Source organism: Mediterranea massiliensis (assembly GCF_900128475.1).
In the GTDB taxonomy this organism is placed as follows: domain Bacteria; phylum Bacteroidota; class Bacteroidia; order Bacteroidales; family Bacteroidaceae; genus Bacteroides; species Bacteroides massiliensis_E.
Map to the genome: position 1 here is coordinate 654,215 of NZ_LT635839.1, position 24,540 is coordinate 678,754.

Consider the following 24,540-nt stretch of genomic DNA (forward strand, 5'->3'; position numbering starts at 1 on the left):
AAATATGAAAAGTAAACTGATAATATTGCTGTTTTGTATCCCTTTGCTAAGTTCGTGTGATGATATGTTTGAACCAGCTTTGGAAAATATATATGATGAAAACATGATGCATAGTCAGCCGACTTTTGCGCAGGGAATTTTAGGGCAAGCTTATGCTTTATTGCCATATACTACTGCTCCGCAGAGTGATTTAGCAACTGATGATGCCGTTTCAAACGATATTAATAATAGTTATCTTAAAATGGCAACGGGAAGTTGGGCTTCTAATAGTGATCCTTTATCACGATGGAAAAGACATTATTATGCAATACAAAATATAAACTTGGTATTGAAGCATATTGACCAAATTACTTGGACGGAAGATGAATCTGCCAATAAAATGTTTTATATGCATTATAAAGGAGAGTGTTATGCTATGCGTGCATTACATACATTCTTCTTGCTTCAGACTCACGCAGGAAAATCTAACGGTGGAGAACTATTAGGAGTGCCTTTGCATTTAGAAGCGGAAGATGCTAGTTCAGATTTCAATAAACCACGTGATAGCTATCAGAAATGCGTAGAACAGGTATTAGCTGATATGAATCAAGCAATGGAGTTACTGCCTTTAGACTTTGGAGATGTATCTTCTGTTAATGAAATTCCTGAGAAATATATTCAGGAAGGTGCTAATGTTGAAAGCTATAATCGTGCTTTTGGTCAACATATGAAAGGGAGAATTAGTAATCGTATAATTGAAGCTGTTCGAACTCAACTTTTATTGATGGCCGCCAGTCCTGCATTTAGTGAGGGATCTGGAATTACGTGGGAAAATGTAGCTGATAATGCAGCTATAGTACTCGATCGTATTGGGGGTATTTCTGGAATGGATACGGATGGGTGGACTTGGTACACAAATGTAAATGAGATTGCTAACTTGTCTGCAGGTGATAATCCACAAGAAATTCTATGGCGCGGTCGTATCTCAGATAATAACACTCGTGAAGCGGATAATTATCCTCCATCAATTTATGGAAAGGGGAGAGTAAATCCAACCCAAAATTTGGTAGATGCTTTCCCGATGGCAAATGGTTACCCTATAGATGATCCTCGTGGATCTTTTGACTCTACTCAGCCATATGAAAATCGTGACCCTCGATTGAAAACTTATGTATTGGTGAATGGTGAAACACAAGGGGTAAAGAATAGTGTCATTATAACGGGTGTTTACGGAGATAATTTAGACCGTTTGAATGGAGAAAATGGAAAATCTACTCGAACAGGGTATTATTTGCGCAAGCAGTTACGTTCAGATATTAATCTTACTCCCAATTCAACAAGTACGCAAAAACACTATACGGCATTTATTCGTTATACAGAAATATTCTTAGCATATGCAGAGGCTGCTAATGAGGCTTGGGGACCTTTAGGTAAAGGGGCACATAATTATTCTGCTTATGATGTAATAAAAGCGATTCGTTCACGAGCTGGTGTAGGTGTGATGAATGGTGATCCCTATTTGGAAGAAGCCAAAAATAATAAGGATAAAATGCGTGAATTGATTCGCAATGAACGTCGTTTGGAACTTTGTTTTGAAAATTTCCGTTTTTGGGATTTACGTCGTTGGAAAGTTGGACTTGAGGAACTTAATGAAACAGCAGAAGGAATTGAAATTCAGAAGGTAGAAGGAGCTGGTTCATTAGTCTATTTGCCTTTTGATGCAGAAGAACGTAGATATAAAGACTATATGTATTATGGTCCTATCCCATATAGTGAAATTCAGAAATATAATAATTTGGAACAGAACGCTGGTTGGTAAATTAATCCATTAAATTTAGATTAGATATGAAAATGTTTAAGAATTTATTGATATTGTTGACAGGAGGAGTGTGTCTGACCCTATTTTCATGTAAAAATTGGGGCATTGATTTTCCTGATTATGAAGGTGGAGTTTCTGTCTACTTCCCTTATCAGTATCCTGTACGTACTATTGTACTAGGTGAGGATAATTATGACACTAGTTTGGATAATCAGCATAAATGTAAAATATATGCTACGATGGGTGGAGCCTATGAAGGGCGTGATATCAAATTGGATATTGCTGTAGATAATACATTGTGTGATAATTTATTTTTCGAAGATGGTTCGAGTGTACTTCCGATGCCAGAGAATTATTACTCATTAGCAGATAATAAAATCTATTTTAATGGTAAACATCAAGGAGGTGTAGAAGTTCAGTTGACTGATGCTTTTTTTGCAGATCCGGCTGCGCTAAAGAATACATACGTAATACCTGTTGTTATTAAGAATCAGACAGGTGCAGATCGTATATTGTCAGGTGTACCTCTCATTGAGGGTGATACCCCTGTACGTACTAATTCTTCATATTGGGACGTAAAACCGATGGATTACGTTCTTTATTGTGTGAAATATATTAATCCCTATCATGCGTATTATTTACGTAGAGGTGTCGATAAGATAACAGAAAATGGTAAGACTACAACAGTAGTTCGTCACCAGCCAAATGTGGAGAAGGATGAAATTTGTTCGACTACGACTCAAACTTTGAATTCAGTGATTTTCCCAGTTGCAATTAAACATGTTGATGAAACTGGAACCCCAACTGATTTGACTTGTGATTTATTGTTGACATTTAATGAAAAAGGAGAATGTACCATAACATCTGCTAGTAGCCAATATACGGCTACAGGGTCTGGTAAATATTTAAAAGATTCTGAAAAACTTGCATGGGGGAATAAAGATCGTGATGGCCTTTATTTGGATTATCAGATTGATTTTAAGGTTAAGCAAGTTGCTACTAAAGATACTTTGGTTTGGCAGAGAAGGGGAGTTGTCCCAGAAGAATTTACACCGAAATATGTAGAATGACTAATTCAAAGATTGGAATATGAAGAGTTATAAAGCTTTATTATATGTGGTTTCTGTATTAGGTATATCTATCTCTTGTGCAGAAAACAATTGGGCGGATTTTGAGGTGGAAAAACCGGAGGATATTATAAAATATGAATATCTAAATGAATATTCAACTTTGAGATCTTATGTGGATGATGCTTCTCTTGTTAGTGTAGGAGCTGCAGTAAATACCTCAGATATTATTAAAGGGGAGATACTTTATGGTTTGGTCGGTTCGAACTTTAATGAATTATATCCTCTTAGTGGTATGTGGCATGGAGATTGTGTCCAAAATGATGGGAGTATGAATTTTCAGCCTATGAAGACTTTCTTTGAAAGTGCCCAAAAAATAAATATGACTGTTTTTGGACATGCAATTTGTAGTTCTGAGAATCAGAATGTGACTTATTTGAATACTTTACTTGCTGATAAGCCATTATCTGATGAGCAAACAATTCAGACTCGTTCTTCCTCTATGAAGAAAGAATATTTGGTGAAGACTGATTTTGAGAATGGATTGACCATAGAGGGGGGGAAATGGAGCGCTTGGGGAGATGCGATAAAGAATCATGGTAACTTCTGGAAAGTTGTTGAAGGTGAAGGCTATAATGGAACTAAGGGATATAAGATTATAGTTGGTAGCGGTTATGCTGCTACGAAAGGTCAAACGGTTGTGCAATTTTCGCCGGAAATTCCTGCAGTAGAAAATACAACTTATTATTTGAACCTGAAAGTAAAGGCCAGCAGAAATTGTACAATATCGTCGGAATTTAGAGAAAACGGAAGTTCTACTGCAATTGGAAAATTTACTCCGAATATTGATGTATCTACAGAATGGAAAGAAGTTACAGTTTCTTGTCCAAATGTCTCAGGCAATATTTATCGTTTTTATTTGAATGTAGGTGAGGTTGATGGTACAATTTGGTTTGATGACATTTCTGTGTATTATGAGATTGCAGGTGGTATTCCTCAAACTCCTGAAGAAAAGAAAGATACTTTAATTTGGGCTATGGACCAATGGATCGGTGGCTTAATGGAAGCTTCAAAAGATGTAGTGGAAAATTGGAATGTAATAGATAAGCCTTTGGCGGTGGTTGATATGGACGGGGATGGTTACTATGATCTACAATCGGTTAATAATGGAAATGACTCTGATTTTTATTGGGGAGATTATTTAGGTGCAGATTATCCACGGATAATTGTAGAATTGGTACGTCGATATGGGCCTGAAAATTTGAATTTGTATGTAAACGAAACAGATCTGATTGCAGATTTTGATAGATTGAAAAGCTTGATACATTGGATTAATCAATGGGAAAGTGATAATAAAACGGTTATAGACGGTATCTCAACAACGATGCATCTGACATATATGCTTGATGAAACTGCGCAAGAACTTCAGGAGGAACATATAAAAAACGCTTTTGCACAGTTGGCAGCTACTGGTAAGTTGATTCGTATATCAGCTCTTGATATGAATATGGTAGATGTTACGGGGATAGAAGTTCCTGCTGCGAATCGTACGTTGGAACAAGAAAAGAAGATGTCGGATTTTTATACCTTTGTGTTGTCTACTTATGCAGAACAAGTCCCTGTGAATCAATGGGGGGGAATTGTGAAGGAGAAGATTGTTGACGATGAGAGAGGATTATGGTCTAAAGATTATATGCGTAAACCTGTTTATGCAGGTTTTGCGGAAGGTTTATGCAGTTTTTCTAAGTTTAATTGATTTGTAACGAAAAGAAGAATGTACCATATTGGCTGCTTGCTGTAGGTACATTCTTCTTTTATTTTTAATTTCTTAATTAGGTTACTTATATGCTGTGTGGTCGAATAAAATATTCTAGTCTTTTGTCGTGTTTGGTATTACTCTTTATTCCTATTATATTTTCGTTTTGTTCGGATGATGTGGAAAATGATGTTTCATTACAGTTAGAGGAATCAACATTATTCTTTGGTCCTGAAGATGGAGAACAAAGTGTGAATGTAACTTCAACTGGAGATTGGGAAGTTAAAGTGACTGCTGGGTCAGATTGGTGTACTTGTGTATCTGATCGTTCTATGCTTATTATAAAAGTTGCTGCCAATAATACCGGTGAGAAACGTATTGCTACGGTTCTAGTTTCCAGCGGTAGTCAGAAGAGCGAACTGAGGATAGAACAGGAGAGTGTTGTTCCTGAATTGGAGGTACAGCCAAGTTCGCTGCGGTTTACAGCGGAGGGGGGTATTCAGGAAATTAACATTGATTGTAATGTTGAGTGGAAAGCAGAGGTGGTAACATCAATGACAAACTGGGTAAACTTTGATGTGAAAGAAGGTACAAATAATGTTCTTGTTGTGGTAGTGGATGCCAATCCTATAACTCGTCAACGGGTGGCAATGATTCGTATTGTGGCAGCAGGACTTAAAGAAGATATAACTGTTATTCAGGATTTCATGACTTCATCTATTGTTTATCCACAAGTCGAGACCAGTTTTGATTTGGCTTTACTGGAAGATGAATTCGGTACAACCTTACCGGACTTTAGCCATGTTGGATATATGGGAAGTGAAGTCCCGATACCGGATGGTGTGCCTGTAAAAATAACTTTGACCTCTCCTGGAGAAAGCGAGGATGCTACGGCTATGATACAAAAGGCTATTGATGAACTATCGGCTATGCCATTAAATGGAGATTTCAGGGGGGCTATATTGTTGAAAAGTGGTATTTATCGTATCCAGCATGAGTTGTATATACAAAATAGTGGAATTGTATTACGTGGTGAGGGAAGTGATGAGAATGGCACTAAATTAATCGCAGCAGGTGTGAAGGATGGAGACGAACATCATAGACTGATTAATATCAAAGGAAGTGGACAGCTTAATCCTTCTGCTCCTGCAGCATATAATATAAAGGATGACTATGTACCTGTCGGTCGTTTTTGGGTAACTGTTAACAATGTAATGGATTTCCATGAAGGAGATCATGTGACTATATTCCGTCCTGGGACAGATAACTGGATTCATGATTTACGGATGGATCAAATATATGCACCTGGGGACAATAGTGGATCTAATTGGACTGCCAAGGGATATAACTTGGATTATGAGCGTATTATTACACGAATAATAGGTGATACACTCCATTTTGATAACCCAATACTAATGTCTATGGAAAAGAAATATGGTGGAGGTGCTGTTTATAAATCGGAAATACAAGGTCGTATAAGTCATTGTGGAATAGAAAATATGCAGATCGTTAGTGAATTTGATGAAACCAAGAGAGATAAAACTGGATATTTTAATGATGAGGAACATAGTTGGACGGCAGTGGATATAACTAAGACGGAGCATAGTTGGATTCGTAATGTCACCTCTCGTTATTTTGCTTATGGACTGGCTGAAATTAGAGATAAATCTCTTTTCGTTACAATTGAAAATTGTAAATGTTTGGATGGTGTTGCAAAACGTGAAGGTGGTAGACTTTATTCTTTCTTGATATCAGACGCTTCGGCTTGTTTAGTTCGGAATTGTGAAACATCTCATGGACGCCATGATTGTGTCACAGGCTCTAAGGGAGTTGGTCCTAACGTGTTTACTAATGTGAAAATAAGAAATGCTCATGCTGATACGGGACCTCATCAACGTTGGAATGTAGGAACGTTATATGATAATATAGATAGTGATGGCGATATATTGGTACAGGATCGTGGAAATTGGGGAACCGGCCATGGATGGGCTGGAGCCAATCAGTATTTGTGGAATTGTATAGCTAAAAGGATTTGCGTTCAAAGCCCATGGGCATCAGCTAAAAATTATAGTATTGGAAGTAAGGGTACTAAGAGTTCTGGAACGCATAATAATACAGATAGACCAGATGGAGTTTGGGTAGAACAAGGAAAAACGGTCTTTCCACAGTCACTGTTTGAGGCACAGCTAGAATTGCGTATTAGAAATGGAAGATTCTATCATTCAAAGTAACTATAATATTTTGTATAAATAGATGTATGTTTTATGATAGCTCTATTATTCAATTCAATAGATTCTTGCTAATAAATTAAGATTAAACAATAGAATCGTTATTGATAAGTTTAAAATATGTCAATTTTGGTCGTCGAAATATTGTCAAGTATGTATTTTAAAGAGTAAGAAAAATAGATGAGGAATATATGCTAACAGCTGAAAAAGGAATAGAATAGCATAATTCAATGATTTTGGTGAATTAACAGTATTCCATCATTTTTTAAATGCATAACCTTGGGCTCTGTGTAGATGGGTATCTGACAACGCAACTGAGGAAAGTTTGGAGAAGAATCTTGTGGAACTGATATCGGCGCGAAAACGGTTTACACGTGATAAGTCGTTTTAGGAATGATGTCATACTATTCTATCCTGCCATGGGAAAAGGATAGGAAGATATGCACGGCCAAAATTAGTTGAAGAAAAACGAACTGTTAAAATTAGGATACCATAGGATGTACTGGATATAAAGTGAACAAAAGATGGTTTTACGGGCTGAAATGATATTCCAAAGCACTCAAATATTTTATGAGTCTGGTTGTATGGTTATTTGTGGATGAAAGAATAGATAAATGGAAACTATATTTTCATAGAAGTGAGGCGCCATATGTTCAGAATATCCTGAATTTTGATAGGATATGCTTTCAGCCCGAATTCTGCTTTGGAGATATCAAGTAATATGCTGGAATAATGAACTGATAGTCAACATACTTTCGGTAATTGTTATTTCATTTTAATGCATCACTTGCAGGAATCAACTTAGTTAAGACTATTTGTTTGATATTTTTTGCAATTCGTTTTGCTTACGGCTAAATGAATTGTAATTGACTAATTTATTACCCTATGAAAGTTAAACTTTTTATTTGTTTGTTACTGGCTCTATTTGGAAGTATAGCCCTATTGTCTGCAGCCAATGATGTAGAAAAGTTGCGTCGTCTGTTCGTGGAACAGGTATTGGCACCTCGGGCTGATGCTGAAAAGGTTGAGCAAATTATGAGTACTTTGACTCCTGAAGGATTTTGGCCGGGAATTGATTATACGGATGTATCTCGTACAGGTTTCCGTCATACTATTCATCTGGACAATCTGTTGCTGATGGCACGTGCCTACAGGCAGTCTGGTTCACCTTTACAGGGCGATGAAAAGTTACGTGAGAAGTTCGATTTGGCGTTGAAATATTGGTTGGCGCATGATTTCCGTTGCGACAACTGGTGGCATAATGAGATAGGTACTCCCGGTTCTTTCATTTCTTTATTGCTAGTGATGGATGAGAGTCTGAGGGAAGAGCAAAAGGAGGGTATGCTCCCAATCGCCCGGCGGGCAAATCTGAATGCATGGGGAGCCAGACCTAGTGGCGACCGCATTAAGATTGCCGGCATGCAGGCCAAAACGGCTTTGTTCTGTCGGGACGAGAAGGAACTGAAAATGGTGCTGAAAGTGATTGAAGGAGAAATCAAATTGGTGGCACCGACGGAAAGAGGGATACAGGTTGATTACAGTTTTCATCATCGTGTAGATCGTGTCAACAATACGTTGTCGTATGGATTGGGCTATGTAGATGCTTTTGCAGAATGGGCCTCTAATGTCAACGGAACCAGATATGCTTTTTCGGAGAAGGCTGTCAGGATGGCAGTCGATTATTATCTGGACGGAATCTGTAAACAGATGGTGTACGGACGGATAGAAGATCCTGGTATTCAAAACAGAGATATAACGAGAAGGCATGGAAGGTTGGTCTTTTCTTCTGTTACTCCAACGAGGCTGATGAAAGTTACAGATTACCGACATGAAGAACTGGAGAATGTAGTTAAGGCTAGGGAGGGCAAGGACTATATTCCTGCTTCATTTGCTAAGTTCTTCTGGCAGAGTGAGCATTTTGTATTCCAACGTCCCAGTTTTTATACTTCAGTACGAATGTTTTCTTCCCGAAACAGAAATATGGAGGAACCTTATAATGGTGAAGGACTGAAAAATCATTTTAGGGGAGATGGTACCAATTATTTGTCTTTGAATGGAGAGGAATATGTTAATCTGGCTCCTGTCTATGATTGGTCCTGTATCCCAGGCGCTACAACTGTTCGGTTGGAAGAGATGCCTTCCGAAAAGGAAATACAGAAAAAGGGGAAAATGGATTTTGTAGGCGGTGTGACGGACGGTTTGTATGGGGCGGCGGCATTCGACTTTTCCAGTCCTCATAATCCGTTGCATGCCAGAAAAAGCTGGTTCTTCTTTGACGACATGTATGTTTGTTTGGGCACTGGTATCGAATCTGCTTCCGAATACCCGATTGTGACAACTATAAATCAATGTCGTTTGTCTGGAGAGGTCGTGGCTGGTACATTTGATGAAACGAGACTCTTGGCTTCAGGCAGCATTTCTTCTGATTGTCTGACTTGGGTTTGGCACGATTATGTAGGCTATATTTTCCCCACGGTTCAGAGTCTTGAAATAAAGAATGATTTGGTGAAGGGGAGCTGGGCCGGCGTAAATCACCAAACCAGCTCTTCCAAGGCAATTGTGACAGACTCTATTTTTAAACTGTTGCTTGATCATGGGAAACAGCCTCGTGGAAAGGAATATGTCTATTATGTGGTTCCGCATGTTGATAGGAAGCATCTTTCCAGATATGTAAAACACTCTCCTGTACAGGTTTTGTCAAATACCAGGCAGATGCAGGCGGTAGAACATCGGGAGAACGGGGTACTTTATGTTGTATGCTATGAAGCTTGTAAACTGGATTGTGGAAAAGGGAAGATTCTTGCAATGGATACGCCCGGCATGTATATGCTGCGTTTTGATACGCAAGGGAATATACTTTCGCTGACGGTATCTGATCCTACTCGTAAGTTGTCGACTATGCATTTGTCTGTAAAAGGACATTGTTTTCCTATTGACAAAGCAATGCTTTCCTCTTACGAATACGATGCTTTTTCTGATGTAACTGAGATGATTGTCCAAATGCCTCAGGCTGAATACGCAGGGAAGAGTGTTGTCATTGAATTTTAAACAAGAAAAGAATAAACAAAATAAAGAGAAAAGAGTTATGAAAGAATTAATTACAAAAATGGTATATGGATTGGGGGTGTGCCTCCTCTCTTCTTGTGTCGGACAACCGAAAACCGAGTCTATGGAATCCGTCATCTCAAGAGGACTTGACAGGGCTGCTGAGCAGGCCGTACTAATGGCGAAGGAACTGGAAAATGCGGAAGGACGTTTGCCCAAGAGCATCAAGGACGGAAAGTTGGAAACAAGTAACTGCTATTGGTGGTGCAGCGGCTTCTTTCCGGGGGAACTTTGGTATTTGTACGAATATACCCAAAAGCCGGAGCTGAAGAAATATGCGGAGTTATATACCGATCGTCTTGAGAAAGTGCAATATGTAACGACAAGCCATGATGTGGGTTTTATGCTTTATTGTAGTTACGGAAACGGGTTACGTCTGACTGGTAATAAGCAATATCGCGACGTATTGGTGCAGGGGGCTCGTTCGCTGAGCACACGATACAATCCTGTAGTGAAGGCACTGCGCTCGTGGAATCATGGTGACTGGCAGTTTCCAGTTATCATAGACAATATGATGAACCTGGAGTTGTTGACCTGGGCTGGCAAGGAAACTGGAGACACGACGTTGGTCAACATTGCGACTGAACATGCCAATACTACCCTGAAGAATCATTTCCGGAAAGATTACAGTACGTATCATGTCGTGTCGTATGATACCATTACAGGCCTTCCCGACGTAAAGCAGACCCATCAGGGATATGCCGACGAGTCGGCCTGGGCCAGAGGTCAGGCGTGGGCGTTGTACGGGTATACCATGATGGCACGCGAAACGGGCGATGAGGCTTATCTGCAACAAGCCAAGCACATTGCTTCGTTCCTGATGAATCATCCCCGTATGCCGGAAGACAAGGTCCCGTATTGGGATTTTGATACGCCCGACATACCGAATACGACCCGTGACGCCTCGGCTGCGGCCATCATGGCGTCAGCTTTGATAGAGTTGAGCCAGATAGACCAGTCGTCTGAAGCTGCGGGCTATTTGGCTTATGCGGAAGACCAGTTGCGGTCGCTTTCGTCTCCCGAATATTTGGCCGAGGCAGGAACGAACTGCAATTTCGTGTTGAAACATTCGACCGGCTATTTTAAAGCTGGCAGTGAAGTGGATGTGCCGTTGAGCTATGCCGACTATTATTATGTGGAAGCTTTGATGCGGTTGAAGAAAATCATTGAGGAATAATACAAAAAGACCGCGTTATGAACAAGAAGCTTTTATTGTTGGTGTTATCTGTCGTTTGTGTTGGATGGGTGTCGGCTCAGGAATCCTACAAGTATCTGAGTCTGGATATGAAACGGATGGAGGACGTCCGGAGTACAGAGGCCGGTCGGAACGAAAGAACCGGTTGGATAAAACGGGCCGATGAACAATTGCAGAAAGGGCCTTACTCGGTAACCTATAAGAAGGTTCTTCCGCCCAGTGGAGATAAACATGATTATATCAGTATGGGGCCCTATTGGTGGCCTAACCCGAAAACGGCCGACGGCTTGCCTTATGTCCGTAGGGATGGAGAACGCAATCCGGAAAGGAATAAGTATTCGGATGCCAGCCAATTGTCGAAAGTGATAGACGGTGTCTTTACTTTGGGAAATGCCTATTATTATACGAATGACGAACGGTATGCAAAGAAAGCGTTTGGACTGGTTGACACTTTCTTTGTGAACCCGGCCACCCGCATGAATCCCAATCTGAAATACGGGCAATTTATTCCGGGCATCTGTGAGGGGCGTGGCATCGGAATCATTGAAACACGATTTATGGGCCGTCTGTTGGAGGGGATTACTTTGATGCACGGAGCCGAGAGCTGGGACAAGAATGTGTATGAAGGGCTGAAGCGATGGATTCGGGATTATCTGACTTGGTTGCAGACTCATCCGTATGGAATTGATGAAAGTAAGGCACACAATAACCACGGGACTTATTATGATGTCCAATGTGTGGCCATGAATCTGTTTTTGGGGCAGGTGGACGAGGCGAAGCGTCTGATTGTCGAGTCAACGCAGAAACGTTTGCAGAAGCAGGTGGACAAAGACGGAAGTCAACCATACGAGCTGGAAAGGACGAATTCCTGGAGCTATGCCACCATGAACTTGCAGGGCTTTATCCTTATGGCGAAGATGGGAGAAAAAATAGGTGTGGATTTATGGCATTATACGCACGAGGGACAGATGTATCTGAAGTCGATGATCGACTGGTTCGTCCCTTTCCTGAAAAAAGAGAAAGTCTGGACGTGGAAGCAAATTGGCAATGCGAAGGTCGAAGCGATGGCGGATGTCTTGCGGACAGCAGCGTTTGTGTATGGCGATCGGTCTTATTCAGAGCTGGCCGACAATTTGAAGCCTATCCATGAACATATTCAATAGATGAAAAAGAGAAAGGCTGAATAGAAAATGCGTAGTTCAATAGTATATAAAAGATATAATATGTATAGCGGAAAGAAAAGTATCATTCCTTTGTTGATGATTGTTTGCTCCCTGTTTTGTTGTGGTCATATTGCTCAGGCAAATGGTGGGATGGGCGATTTGGTGAAGATCAAAAATAATTTTAAGAAAGTATATATTACAGGTTCGCCTTTGACGGACGAGCTGCAAAGGGAATTGGAGGCCAATCCGCCGGGTTTCGGAGCATCGGACAGAGTGGTGATGGAGCTTCAGCAGCGGGTCCCTTTCAGCAAGGCCTTTGTTGAAGAATTGCTGGCCAGGCAGAATGAGGAGGGAGCTTGGACGGATATTAATTATGCCGACAAGACACGCTCGGGATGGGAACCTCGTCTGCATCCCGAAAGAATTCTCGGGTTGGTGAAAGTCTGTCAGGATGAGAATAGTGAGTTCTATCAATCGGAGGAAGTAATGAAGGCCATACATGCCGCTTTGGGATTCTGGTTCAAGGAAAAATTGAGATGTCCGAATTGGTATTACAATCAGATTGGTGTGCCGCGTACGCTGGGTGTGGCTTTCATTCTATTTGAAGAACATCTGACGGCCGATGAAAAGGAACAGGCTGTCGAGCTGATGAAAGACTCACGGTTTGGCATGACCGGGCAGAATAAGGTATGGCTGGCCGGGAATGTGATGATGCGGGCATTGTTGGAAAATGATGTCGCTTTAGTGCAGCAGGCTCGGGATACCATCGTGTCGGAAATCCGTGCAGGACAGAAGGAGGGCATTAAAGACGATTGGAGCTTCCATCAGCATGGTCCTCAGCAGCAGTTCGGTAACTATGGCTTGGCCTATATCAGCAGTATGAGCCTCTTTTCCGGCCTGTTTGCAGGGACATCGATGGCGTTTTCGGACGAGCAGTTGGACATGATAGGCTCGCTGCTCGACCAAGGCTATCAGTGGATTATTTGGAAGGGCAATATGGATGTCAGTGCTTTAGGGCGCCAGTTGTTTCAGTCGGCACCCGGACACAAGGCTTTGGGAGTGGCTTTTGCTGCCGCAGAGCTGGGAGGCGGGACAAACCGTTTTTGCAATGAGGTGGCCGAGAGGATGATGCGCAATTGTTTCAGCCCGAACAACGCGCTGGACGGGCACAAGCACTTCTGGCAGTCCGACTATACCCTCATGAGGCAGCCTACGTGGATGGCTTCCCTGAAAATGGCTTCTACACGTGTGCTTGGCACAGAAAGCATGAACGGAGACAACAAGGAGGGATATTATCTGGCAGACGGCGCCTTGTTTGTTTATGGTACCGGACGGGAATATTGGGACATTTTTCCCGTATGGGATTGGAGAAAGGTGCCGGGCGTTACGACTTATGCGAGTGATGCCGCCATGCCTGTGCTGAAGAAGTCGTACTATCCGGGCAACGGGTCGGATTTTGTCGGAGGCATTTCGGACGGAAAGCAGGGATTGAGCGTGATGGAGTTGAAACGTGACGGGTTGACAATGCGTAAGTATTGTTTGTTCACTCCCGAGGTACTGGTTGTTTTGGGGAGTGGAATACAGTCGGACAGCCTGTTGCCGGTAACCACCTCGATAGAGCAATGCTGGGCCGAGGATAAGGCAGAGGTATGGACCGATGGCAGATGGAAGAAGCTGTCTTCTCGTCAGACGTTTGCCGGGAAAGGCCTCCGTCTGCTCCATGGCCCAAAGGGATATGTCATACCGGACGGGCAATGCGTAGCCGAGGTGGAAGAAAAGACCGGCCGCTGGCATGACGTCATGCAGGTTTATAGGGAGCAGACCGAGGAAGGGAAGGTGTTCAGTCTCTATATGAATCATGGAAGCCGTCCGGATGGCGCTTCCTATCAGTATTACATTCTTCCCCAAGCCAACAGGAAAGCGGTGGAACGTTTTTCTACGGACAACTTCAAGGTGATGGCCAATACGGAGAAGATGCAGGTGGTGCACACAGCCAAGGAGGATGCCTGGTGGATTGCGGCTTGGGAAGAAGGAACATTCACGTTGGACAGTTCCCTCAGGGTGTCTGTCCATACTCCGGGACTTTATTGCGTCAAGCGACAGGGTGGTTCGTACCAGATACTCTGCGGCGAACCGACACAGCAACGCGATTCATTGGTGCTGGAAGTCAACGGTGTGAAGAAAACCATCCGTTTGCCTCAGGGCAAGGATAGGGGGACGTCGGTCGTTTGTAAATTCTGAGTCTCTGGTTTCCGATGTCTCGTATGAATGGTTCAGGTCAGGATGTACCGGATCTGAACCATTTATTTTTACAGAATGGAAGGCTTTTATAGCGCCTCCCGCCCCATAGGATGAACATCTCTTGCAGATGTCGTTTTTCAGGCAGTACCTGAAGACCTTTCAGTCCCTACCTGAAGACCTTTCAGTCCTAACCTGAAAACCTTTCAGGTGCTACCTGAATAAAGCCTGAAAACTTTTCAGGGAAATAAAAGGATGCATCTGAAAAAATCAGCATTGATTATCAGCTGATTATCTGCGTTGTTCGTTATAATGGACGTTCTGCCGGGAGTGGCGGATGTCGGGAGGGATTGTTACCTCTTGAGTATGGATCCAATGGATGTTTCTGCTTGTATTCGGGCTTTCTCCTATTTTTACATTCTGTGGCCCGTTTGGGAGTTTTCGATCATGCCATTGAAGCTGGCAGTCTGACTGTCTGTTGTCCTTTCAGGTAACTCTGAGGCCTGTTTTGCGTCTGACTTTCGGTATGGAGAGAATGGGTTTCCGAGGATTTTCCGTCAAAGGCCCTGGCTCCGATGGCAGATTTTCCTACTTTTTTCTTCTAATATTTTGTACTCGAAGAGATTATTTATATCTTTGCCGTCGGAAACGGATGAAAGGTGGAGGGGCAGTCAAGCTCCTCTTTTTTATTCTTATACGGTTTAATCTGGTATGATAGAGAAAAAAACGATTTGTGAACTTGTAGAAGAGTGGCTGAAGGACAAGGATTATTTCCTGGTAGAAGTTTCCGTAAGCCCGGATGACAAGATTGTGGTAGAGATTGACCACAAGGACGGTGTTTGGATTGAAGATTGTGTGGACCTGAGCCGCTACATTGAGTCGCGCTTGAACCGCGATGCCGAAGACTTCGAACTGGAAGTGGGCTCGGCCGGCATCGGACAGCCTTTCAAGGTGCTTCAGCAGTACCTCAACCACATTGGCGAAGAAGTGGAAGTGATGACCAAGGACGGACGCAAGCTGACAGGCGTACTGAAGAATGCCGACGAACAGCATTTTACCGTTACCGTTCAGAAGAAGGTGAAGGAAGAAGGAATGAAGCGTCCGAAGATGGTGGACGAAGACCTGGACTTCACGTACGAAGAAATAAAATATACTAAATACTTAATCAGCTTTAAATAAGATTATGGCCAAGAAAGAAGAAACAGTCAGCATGGTTGACACATTCTCGGAATTTAAGGAACTGAAGAATATAGACAGAACCACGATGGTGAGCGTGCTCGAGGAGTCGTTCCGAAGCGTGATTGCGAAAATGTTTGGTACGGATGAGAATTATGACGTCATCGTGAACCCTGACAAAGGTGACTTTGAAATATGGCGTAACCGGGAAGTGGTGGCCGATGAGGACCTGACCAATCCCAATCTGCAGATTTCTCTGAGTGAAGCTCAGAAGATTGACGCTTCGTATGAAGTAGGTGAGGAGGTGACCGATGAAGTGAATTTTGCCAAGTTCGGCCGTCGTGCCATTCTGAATCTGCGTCAGACCTTGGCTTCCAAGATTCTGGAACTGGAAAAGGACAGCCTTTATAACAAGTATATTGACAAGGTAGGTACGGTGGTGAATGCCGAAGTTTATCAGATTTGGAAGAAGGAGATCCTTTTGTTGGACGACGAAGGCAACGAACTGCTCTTGCCCAAGACCGAGCAGATACCGAGCGATTTCTACCGCAAGGGTGAGACGGCGCGTGCCGTAGTGGCCCGTGTGGACAACAAGAACAACAATCCCAAGATTATCTTGAGCCGTACGTCACCTGTGTTCCTGCAGCGTCTGTTCGAGATGGAGGTGCCCGAAATCAACGACGGTCTCATCACCATCCGCAAGATAGCCCGCATCCCCGGCGAACGTGCCAAGATTGCCGTCGAAAGCTATGACGACCGCATCGACCCCGTAGGAGCCTGCGTGGGCGTGAAGGGCAGCCGCATCCATGGCATCGTGCGTGAGCTGCGCAACGAAAACATCGACGTCATCAACTATACGTCGAATATCCAGCTCTTCATCCAGCGTGCCCTGAGCCCGGCCAAGATTTCTTCCATCCGTCTGAATGAAGAGGAGCACAAGGCCGAAGTCTTCCTGAAGCCCGAAGAAGTATCCTTGGCCATCGGTAAGGGAGGTCTGAACATCAAGTTGGCCAGCATGCTGACGGAATACACAATCGATGTCTTCCGCGAGGTGGATGATACGACCTTGGAGGATGAAGACATCTATCTCGATGAATTCCGCGATGAAATAGAAGGTTGGGTAATCGACGCCATCAAGGGCATCGGCATCGATACGGCAAAAGCCGTGTTGAACGCTCCGCGCGAAATGCTGATCGAGAAAGCCGACTTGGAGGAAGAAACGGTGGATGAAGTATTGCGTATACTGAAACAGGAGTTTGAAAAAGAGTAATTGATGTGCTGATGGTTGGATGTGCCAATGTGTGCTGCTTAAGCCCGGTTGAGGCACATTGAGGAAAGAACGTATACAACTTGGAAGCACACTGGCACATTGGCACATTAAATCATTAAAAGTAATATATGACGATAAGGTTAAATAAAGTAACAAGAGATTTGAATGTAGGCATTACGACGGCAGTCGAATTCCTGCAAAAGAAAGGTTTTGTCGTAGAGGCAAACCCCAATACAAAAATTACCGACGAACAGTTTGAGATGCTGAAGAAAGAATTCAGCACAGATAAGGACCTTAAAATAAAGTCTGAACGTTTCTTGCAGGAGCGTCAGTCGAAAGAACGTAAGGGCTCAGTCGCCATTGAGGGTTATGAGACCAAGGACGAAACCAAGGCAAAGTCTGATGAAATCAAGACTATGATTCCTGAAGATATTCGTCCGAAGTTCAAGCCTGTAGGTAAAATCGATTTGAGCAATCTCGGCAAGAAGCCTGTGATTGAACCGGAGCCTGTTGTGCAGCCTGAAGTGTCGGAAGAGCCTGAACAAAAGAAAGAGGAACCGATTGCCGCCGAGCCGCAACCGGTTGTGAAGGCGTCGGAAGAAGCTGCTGAAGTCGCTTCAGAGGAGGCTGCTGCACCTGTCGCAGAAAAAGTGGAAGTAGAAAAAGCTACGAGAGAAGTGGAAGCAGAAGCCGTTTCGCATGAGGAGGAGGCTTCTTCAGCCGAAGGGCAAACAGAAATAGAAAACGAAGAAAAAACGCAGCAGATGGATGCTCCAAAAGAACACGAAGAAGAAATCTTCAAGTTACATAAACCTGAATTCGTCTCAAAGATTAACGTTATTGGCCAGATTGATCTTGCCGCTTTGAACCAGTCTACCCGTCCCAAGAAAAAGTCCAAAGAGGAAAAGCGAAAGGAACGCGAGGAAAAGGAAAAGCAGCGGATGGATCAGAAGCGTCAGATGAAGGAAGCCATCATGAAAGAAATCCGTCGGGAAGACAACAAGCTGAAAGACGATCAGGATGGCGAAGGAAACAGCAAAAAGAAACGCAACCGGATCAATAAGGAGAAGGTTGACATAAATAATGTATCCAACTATCAGAAAGGCAGCGACCACTCGAAGGGCGCCAATGCCGGTGGCCAGCAGGGAGGCGGAAAGAAGAATAAGGACCGCTTCAAGAAACCTGTCATCAAGCAGGAGGTGAACGAAGAAGATGTGGCCAAGCAGGTAAAGGAAACGCTGGCCCGTCTGACATCGAAAGGAAAGAACAAGGGAGCCAAATACCGTAAGGAAAAACGTGAACAGGTAGCTGACCGCATGCACGAACTTGAAAATCAGGAACGGGCAGAGAGCAAGGTGCTGAAGCTGACCGAGTTCGTGACGGCCAACGAGCTGGCCAGCATGATGGACGTCCCCGTTACGCAGGTTATCGCCACTTGCATGAGCATCGGCATCATGGTGTCTATCAACCAGCGTCTGGATGCGGAAACTATCAATCTGGTAGCTGAGGAGTTTGGCTTCAAGACCGAGTATGTCAGTGCTGAGGTAGCCCAGGCCATTGTCGAGGAAGAGGATGCGGAGGAAGACCTGCAGCCTCGTGCGCCGATTGTCACTGTGATGGGCCATGTGGACCATGGTAAGACGTCGTTGCTCGACTACATCCGCAAGGCAAATGTAATTGCCGGTGAGGCGGGTGGCATTACCCAGCATATCGGTGCCTATAACGTGACGTTGGAAGACGGACGTAAGATTACGTTCCTGGATACTCCGGGTCATGAGGCGTTTACCGCCATGCGTGCCCGTGGTGCCAAGGTGACTGATATTGCCATCATCATTGTAGCTGCCGACGACAATGTCATGCCGCAGACCAAGGAAGCCATCAACCATGCTATGGCTGCAGGTGTTCCCATTGTGTTTGCCATCAACAAGATTGATAAGCCGACGGCCAATCCCGACAAGATTAAGGAGGAACTGGCCAATATGAACTTCCTGGTAGAGGAATGGGGCGGTAAATACCAGTCACAGGACATCTCGGCCAAGAAGGGTATCGGCGTGCATGAACTGATGGAGAAGGTCTTGCTGGAAGCTGAAATGCTGGAGCTGAAAGCAAATCCGAACCGTAAGGCTACGGGTTCCATTATCGAATCGTCGCTCGACAAAGGTCGCGGTTATGTGGCCACGGTACTTGTTTCTAATGGTACATTGAAAGTCGGCGATATCGTTCTGGCAGGAACCAACTATGGTAAGGTGAAGGCCATGTTCAATGAGCGTAACCAGCGTATGACTCAGGCTGGTCCGTCTGAACCTGCCCTTATCCTAGGATTGAATGGCGCACCTGCCGCCGGTGATACTTTCCATGTGATTGAAACCGAGCAGGAAGCCCGTGAAATTGCCAACAAGCGTGAGCAGTTGCAGCGCGAGCAGGGCTTGCGTACGCAGAAGATGCTGACTCTCGATGAAGTGGGCCGTCGTCTGGCTTTGGGTGACTTCCACGAACTGAATGTCATTGTCAAGGGTGATGTGGACGGCTCGGTGGAGGCGTTGAGCGACTCGCTGATCAAGCTCTCTACGGAACAGATTCAGGTCAATGTGATTCACAAGGGTGTCGGTCAGATTTCCGAATCCGATGTCTCTTTGGCCGCAGCGTCCGATGCGATTATCGTCGGTTTCCAGGTGCGCCCGTCTGGTGCGGCAGCTAAGCTGGCCGAGCAGGAAGGCGTGGATATCCGTAAGTATTCGGTCATCTACGATGCGATCGAGGAGGTGAAGGCTGCAATGGAAGGTATGCTTGCTCCTACGGTGAAAGAACAGGTTACGGCTACCATCGAAGTGCGTGAAGTCTTCAATATCAGCAAGGTCGGTATGGTTGCCGGTGCAATGGTGAAGACCGGTAAGGTGAAACGTACCGACAAGGCTCGTCTGATTCGCGACGGTATCGTGGTATTTACCGGCAATATCAATGCGTTGAAACGTTTCAAGGACGATGTAAAGGAAGTCGGCACCAATTTCGAATGCGGTATCAGCCTGACAGGTTGCAACGATATCAAGGTTGGTGACGTCATTGAAACTTATGAGGAAGTGGAAGTAAAGCAGACGCTTTGATTCTGAACAATAGATTTTTCAGCCGCAGACAACGCGGATGACACGGATTTTAATGTTGCGCGAATGTTCGTGCTGCCGATTTGCGGGAAAAGGTTAAATCTGCGTTGTCGGTGTTGTCTGCGGCTGGTGTTATAATATAAATTGAGGAGGGTATGACAACAATAGATATTGTAATACTCGTTGTTTTGGGAGCCGGTGCGATTGTGGGCTTTACCAAGGGATTTCTGAAACAATTGGCGGGCCTGCTGGGATTGGTTGCGGGTCTGCTGATTGCCAAAGCTCTGTATGCAACCGTGGCCGAACGTTTCTTCCTGCCGCTTACCGACTCGCTGACGGTGGCGCAAGGCATTGCTTTTGTTGTCATTTGGCTGGCCGTACCCTTGGCTTTTCTGCTGTTGGCCACGTTGCTGACCAAAGCGATGGAAGCTGTTGCACTGGGGTGGGTCAACCGTTTGCTGGGAGCTGGATTGGGCTTGTTGAAATCGGCTCTGTTGGTAAGCCTGCTCATTTGTGTGGTTGAATATATTGATTCGGACAACACTCTCCTCAAGAGAACAAAGAAGCAGGAGTCTGTGTTATATTATCCGATGGAGAAGTTTGCGGGCATATTCTTGCCGGCAGCCCGGGAGGTGGCCGGTGAACTTCTTCAATAGGCTGAACGATGAACTTGAATTATAGACAAGATATGCAACAAGAAGAACCCAATAAATACGTCAAGGAACTCACGCAGGAGAAGTACAAGTATGGCTTTACGACCGATGTGCATACCGATGTGATCGAGAAGGGTTTGAACGAGGATATTATCCGTCTTATCTCCGAAAAGAAGGGAGAGCCCGACTGGATGCTGGAGTTCCGCCTGAAGGCTTACCGCCACTGGTTGACGCTGGAGATGCCTACGTGGGCCCATCTCCGTATTCCTGAGATTGATTACCAGGCTATTTCTTATTACGCCGACCCTACCAAGAAGAAGGAGGGCCCCAAGAGCATGGATGAGGTAGATCCCGAGTTGATCAAGACCTTCAACAAGCTGGGCATTCCTCTGGAGGAGCAGATGGCGCTGAGCGGCATGGCCGTGGACGCCGTGATGGACTCCGTTTCCGTGAAGACTACCTTCAAGGAAACACTGATGGAGAAAGGCATCATCTTCTGCTCGATGAGCGAGGCCATACGCGAACATCCCGACCTGGTACAGAAGTACTTGGGATCTGTGGTGCCTTACCGTGACAACTTTTTTGCCGCGCTCAACTCGGCCGTCTTCTCCGACGGGTCGTTTGTGTATATTCCCAAGGGGGTACGGTGCCCGATGGAGCTGTCTACTTACTTCCGTATCAATGCACAGGGCACGGGGCAGTTTGAACGGACTCTGATTGTAGCCGATGACGATGCCTACGTTTCCTACCTGGAAGGCTGTACCGCTCCGATGCGTGATGAGAACCAGCTGCATGCCGCCATTGTGGAAATCGTGGTACACGACCGGGCTGAAGTGAAGTACAGCACCGTGCAGAACTGGTATCCGGGCGACGCTGAGGGCAAGGGTGGTGTGTACAACTTCGTCACCAAGCGCGGCATCTGCAAGGGTGTGAATAGCAAATTGTCGTGGACACAGGTAGAGACGGGTAGTGCCATCACGTGGAAATACCCTTCGTGCATACTGGCGGGTGACAACTCCGTGGCCGAGTTCTACAGCGTGGCCGTGACCAACAACTACCAGCAGGCCGACACGGGTACCAAGATGATCCACATCGGCAAGAATACCCGTTCGACGATTGTGAGCAAGGGAATATCGGCCGGACGGAGTGAAAACTCCTACCGTGGGCTGGTTCGTGTAAGTCCCAAGGCCGACAATGCCCGCAATTACAGCCAGTGCGACTCGCTTCTGCTGGGCGACAAGTGTGGTGCCCATACCTTCCCCTATATGGATATTCACAACGAAACGGCGGTCGTTGAACACGAAGCCACGACGAGCAAGATCAGTGAAGACCAGATTTTCTACTGCAACCAGCGCGGCATTTCGAGCGAAGACGCCGTGGGACTGATTGTCAACGGTTATGCCAAGGAAGTACTCAACAAGCTGCCGATGGAGTTTGCCGTCGAGGCACAGAAGCTGCTGAGCATCTCTTTGGAGGGAAGCGTGGGATAAATGAAGAACGAACAATGAAGATTTAGGATTTTAAACGGAGTGGGGAAGTCGGAATGGAGAAGTGATTCTTCATTCTTTATTCTTCATTCTTAACTACATAAATTATGCTAGAGATAAAAGACTTGCATGCCAGTATCAATGGCAAAGAGATATTGAAAGGCATCAACCTCACCATCCGCGACGGCGAGGTGCACGCCCTCATGGGTCAGAACGGTGCCGGAAAGAGTACGCTGAGCAATGTCCTTGTGGGCCATCCCGCCTACGAAGTGACACACGGCTCCATCACCTTCAACGGCAAGGACCTGCTGGCCCTCTCGCCCGAAGACCGTGCACACGAGGGAATCTTCCTGTCTTTCCAGACACCGGTCGAGATTCCGGGGGTGTCGATGGTGAACTTTATGCGTACGGCAGTCAACGAACAGCGCAAGTACCGCCACCTTCCTGCCCTGTCGGCATCGGAGTTTCTGAAGCTGATGCGTGAGAAAAGGGCCATCGTAGAGCTGGACAGCAAGCTGGCCAACCGCTCCGTAAACGAGGGTTTCAGCGGGGGAGAGAAGAAGCGGAACGAGATTTTCCAGATGGCGATGCTCGAACCTACCTTCGCCATCCTCGACGAAACGGACTCCGGACTCGACGTGGATGCCCTGCGCATCGTGGCCGAAGGCTTCAACAAGCTGCGCACGAAGCAGACCTCGGCCATGGTCATCACCCACTACCAACGCCTGCTGGACTACCTGAAACCCGACGTGGTGCACGTCTTGCTGGGAGGCCGAATCGTCAAGACCGGCGGCCCCGAGCTGGCAACGGAGATAGAAAACCGCGGCTTCGACTGGATAAAGAAAGAGCAAGTAAATGAAGAATGAGGAATGAAGAATGAAGAATTGCTGCCTTTCAAGCATGGGCGGAAGGGCAATTCTTTGTGCTTCATGCGTCATTCATAATTCTTTATTGAGATGATGAAACCTGAGCAACAATACATAGACCTGTTCTCGCAGTGCGAAGCCATGGTATGCCAGCACAGCTGCGAGGTGATGAATGCCCCGCGCGCTGCGGCCTTCGCCCACTTCGAACGCCTGGGATTCCCCACCCGCAAGGACGAGAAATACAAGTATACCGACGTCAGCAAGCTCTTTGAACCCGACTATGGGCTCAACTTGAAGCAGCTCGACATCCCCGTCAATCCCTATGATGTGTTCAAGTGCGACGTGCCCAACATGAGCACCTCGCTCTACTTTGTGGTGAACGATGCCTTCTACAGCAAGGCACTGCCCAAGTCGCACCTGCCCGAAGGCGTGCTGTTCGGCAGCCTCCGACAGCTGGCAACGGAGCATCCCGAACTGGTGAAGCAGTATTACGCCCGCCTGGCCGATGCGTCGAAAGACGGAGTGACCGCCCTCAACACCGCCCTGGCCGAGGACGGCGTGCTGCTCTACGTGCCCCGAAACGTTGTGGTAGAGCGCCCCATACAGCTGGTTAACATCCTCCGAAGCGACGTCAATCTGATGGTGAACCGCCGTGTGCTCATCGTTTTGGAGGAGGGAGCACAGGCACGGCTCCTGGTGTGTGACCACGCAATGGATGCCGTAAACTTCCTCGCCACCCAGGTTGTGGAGGTCTTTGTGGGCCGCAATGCCGTGTTCGACCTCTATGAACTGGAGGAAACGCATACGAGTACCGTCCGCATCAGCAGCCTGTACGTGCGCCAGGAGGCAGGCAGCAACGTCCTTCTGAACGGGATGACGCTGACCAACGGTACGACCCGAAACACCGTTGAGGTAACCCTGGCCGGCGAAAATGCCGAGATTAACCTCTGCGGAATGGCCGTTGCCGACAAGAACCAGCACGTGGACAACCACACAAGCATCGACCATGCCGTGCCCCGATGCACGTCCAATGAACTGTTCAAGTACGTCCTCGACGACCAGGCCACAGGCGCTTTTGCCGGCTTAGTCCTGGTGAGACCGGGGGCCCAACATACCTCTTCGCAGCAGACCAACCGCAACCTTTGCGCCACCCGCGACGCCCGGATGTACACACAGCCGCAGCTTGAAATCTATGCCGACGACGTGAAGTGCAGCCACGGAGCCACCGTAGGCCAGCTGGACGACGCGGCTTTGTTCTACATGCAGCAGCGCGGCATCCCCCTGAAAGAAGCCCGCATGCTGCTGATGTTCGCCTTCCTGGGCGAAGTAATCGATACCATCCGCCTCGATGCACTGCGGGATCGCCTGCATCTGCTGGTGGAAAAGCGCTTCCGGGGCGAACTGAACAAGTGCCAGGGATGCGCCATTTGTAATGGATAA

General features: G+C 45.7%; 15 protein-coding genes. All 15 read left to right on the plus strand.

What is annotated here, in order from left to right; genetic code table 11:
* Nucleotides 1-4: 4 nt before the first annotated feature.
* The 15 genes from BQ7483_RS16270 to sufD all read left to right on the plus strand — a co-directional run bounded on the left by BQ7483_RS16270 (nucleotide 5) and on the right by sufD (nucleotide 24,540).
* A complete protein-coding gene (locus BQ7483_RS16270) occupies nucleotides 5-1,798 on the plus strand; it encodes a RagB/SusD family nutrient uptake outer membrane protein (protein ID WP_022019574.1) in 1,794 nt (597 codons plus the stop codon).
* Nucleotides 1,799-1,824: 26 nt separating this feature from the next.
* Entirely contained in the window at nucleotides 1,825-2,868 is a 1,044-nt protein-coding gene (locus tag BQ7483_RS16275) for a DUF5627 domain-containing protein (protein WP_072546608.1), read from the plus strand.
* Between the two features lie 19 nt (nucleotides 2,869-2,887).
* Entirely contained in the window at nucleotides 2,888-4,621 is a 1,734-nt protein-coding gene (locus tag BQ7483_RS16280) for an endo-1,4-beta-xylanase (protein WP_022019572.1), read from the plus strand.
* Nucleotides 4,622-4,752: 131 nt separating this feature from the next.
* Nucleotides 4,753-6,852 (plus strand): BACON domain-containing protein, encoded by a 2,100-nt coding sequence (locus BQ7483_RS16290; protein ID WP_162274262.1) that lies wholly within the window; start codon nucleotides 4,753-4,755, stop codon nucleotides 6,850-6,852.
* Nucleotides 6,853-7,734: 882 nt separating this feature from the next.
* A complete protein-coding gene (locus BQ7483_RS16295; protein ID WP_072546609.1) occupies nucleotides 7,735-9,897 on the plus strand; it encodes a polysaccharide lyase family 8 super-sandwich domain-containing protein in 2,163 nt (720 codons plus the stop codon).
* Nucleotides 9,898-9,934: 37 nt separating this feature from the next.
* Nucleotides 9,935-11,131, plus strand: coding sequence for a glycoside hydrolase family 88 protein (locus tag BQ7483_RS16300; protein ID WP_072546778.1), 1,197 nt, complete (start codon nucleotides 9,935-9,937; stop codon nucleotides 11,129-11,131).
* Nucleotides 11,132-11,148: 17 nt separating this feature from the next.
* A complete protein-coding gene (locus tag BQ7483_RS16305) occupies nucleotides 11,149-12,312 on the plus strand; it encodes an alginate lyase family protein (RefSeq protein ID WP_072546610.1) in 1,164 nt (387 codons plus the stop codon).
* A 60-nt stretch (nucleotides 12,313-12,372) separates the two neighbouring features.
* Nucleotides 12,373-14,553, plus strand: coding sequence for a polysaccharide lyase family 8 super-sandwich domain-containing protein (locus BQ7483_RS16310; protein ID WP_235847389.1), 2,181 nt, complete (start codon nucleotides 12,373-12,375; stop codon nucleotides 14,551-14,553).
* 708 nt (nucleotides 14,554-15,261) lie between these two features.
* Nucleotides 15,262-15,729, plus strand: coding sequence for a ribosome assembly cofactor RimP (gene rimP / locus BQ7483_RS16315; RefSeq protein ID WP_022019566.1), 468 nt, complete (start codon nucleotides 15,262-15,264; stop codon nucleotides 15,727-15,729).
* 4 nt (nucleotides 15,730-15,733) lie between these two features.
* Nucleotides 15,734-16,996: a transcription termination factor NusA gene (gene nusA, locus BQ7483_RS16320; protein ID WP_072546611.1), complete on the plus strand. Its 1,263-nt coding sequence runs from the start codon at nucleotides 15,734-15,736 to the stop codon at nucleotides 16,994-16,996.
* Nucleotides 16,997-17,124: 128 nt separating this feature from the next.
* Nucleotides 17,125-20,097, plus strand: a complete 2,973-nt coding sequence (gene infB / locus BQ7483_RS16325) for a translation initiation factor IF-2 (protein ID WP_072546612.1) — start codon at nucleotides 17,125-17,127, stop codon at nucleotides 20,095-20,097.
* A gap of 152 nt (nucleotides 20,098-20,249) precedes the next feature.
* Nucleotides 20,250-20,750, plus strand: a complete 501-nt coding sequence (locus BQ7483_RS16330; RefSeq protein ID WP_072546613.1) for a CvpA family protein — start codon at nucleotides 20,250-20,252, stop codon at nucleotides 20,748-20,750.
* A 32-nt stretch (nucleotides 20,751-20,782) separates the two neighbouring features.
* Nucleotides 20,783-22,237: a Fe-S cluster assembly protein SufB gene (sufB, locus tag BQ7483_RS16335; RefSeq protein ID WP_072546614.1), complete on the plus strand. Its 1,455-nt coding sequence runs from the start codon at nucleotides 20,783-20,785 to the stop codon at nucleotides 22,235-22,237.
* A 104-nt stretch (nucleotides 22,238-22,341) separates the two neighbouring features.
* Nucleotides 22,342-23,100, plus strand: coding sequence for a Fe-S cluster assembly ATPase SufC (gene sufC / locus BQ7483_RS16340; RefSeq protein ID WP_072546615.1), 759 nt, complete (start codon nucleotides 22,342-22,344; stop codon nucleotides 23,098-23,100).
* Nucleotides 23,101-23,193: 93 nt separating this feature from the next.
* The gene (gene sufD / locus BQ7483_RS16345) at nucleotides 23,194-24,540 is read left to right on the plus strand and encodes a Fe-S cluster assembly protein SufD (RefSeq protein ID WP_072546780.1); all 1,347 of its coding nucleotides are present in this window, start codon (nucleotides 23,194-23,196) and stop codon (nucleotides 24,538-24,540) included.

What these genes read in the sequence shown, in the direction of transcription:
- BQ7483_RS16270 (WP_022019574.1), top strand. Translation starts at nt 5, where the DNA reads ATGAAAAGTAAACTGATAATATTGCTGTTTTGTATCCCTTTGCTAAGT.
- BQ7483_RS16275 (WP_072546608.1), top strand. Translation starts at nt 1,825, where the DNA reads ATGAAAATGTTTAAGAATTTATTGATATTGTTGACAGGAGGAGTGTGT.
- BQ7483_RS16280 (WP_022019572.1), top strand. Translation starts at nt 2,888, where the DNA reads ATGAAGAGTTATAAAGCTTTATTATATGTGGTTTCTGTATTAGGTATA.
- BQ7483_RS16295 (WP_072546609.1), top strand. Translation starts at nt 7,735, where the DNA reads ATGAAAGTTAAACTTTTTATTTGTTTGTTACTGGCTCTATTTGGAAGT.
- BQ7483_RS16300 (WP_072546778.1), top strand. Translation starts at nt 9,935, where the DNA reads ATGAAAGAATTAATTACAAAAATGGTATATGGATTGGGGGTGTGCCTC.
- BQ7483_RS16305 (WP_072546610.1), top strand. Translation starts at nt 11,149, where the DNA reads ATGAACAAGAAGCTTTTATTGTTGGTGTTATCTGTCGTTTGTGTTGGA.
- BQ7483_RS16310 (WP_235847389.1), top strand. Translation starts at nt 12,373, where the DNA reads ATGTATAGCGGAAAGAAAAGTATCATTCCTTTGTTGATGATTGTTTGC.
- rimP (WP_022019566.1), top strand. Translation starts at nt 15,262, where the DNA reads ATGATAGAGAAAAAAACGATTTGTGAACTTGTAGAAGAGTGGCTGAAG.
- nusA (WP_072546611.1), top strand. Translation starts at nt 15,734, where the DNA reads ATGGCCAAGAAAGAAGAAACAGTCAGCATGGTTGACACATTCTCGGAA.
- infB (WP_072546612.1), top strand. Translation starts at nt 17,125, where the DNA reads ATGACGATAAGGTTAAATAAAGTAACAAGAGATTTGAATGTAGGCATT.
- BQ7483_RS16330 (WP_072546613.1), top strand. Translation starts at nt 20,250, where the DNA reads ATGACAACAATAGATATTGTAATACTCGTTGTTTTGGGAGCCGGTGCG.
- sufB (WP_072546614.1), top strand. Translation starts at nt 20,783, where the DNA reads ATGCAACAAGAAGAACCCAATAAATACGTCAAGGAACTCACGCAGGAG.
- sufC (WP_072546615.1), top strand. Translation starts at nt 22,342, where the DNA reads ATGCTAGAGATAAAAGACTTGCATGCCAGTATCAATGGCAAAGAGATA.
- sufD (WP_072546780.1), top strand. Translation starts at nt 23,194, where the DNA reads ATGAAACCTGAGCAACAATACATAGACCTGTTCTCGCAGTGCGAAGCC.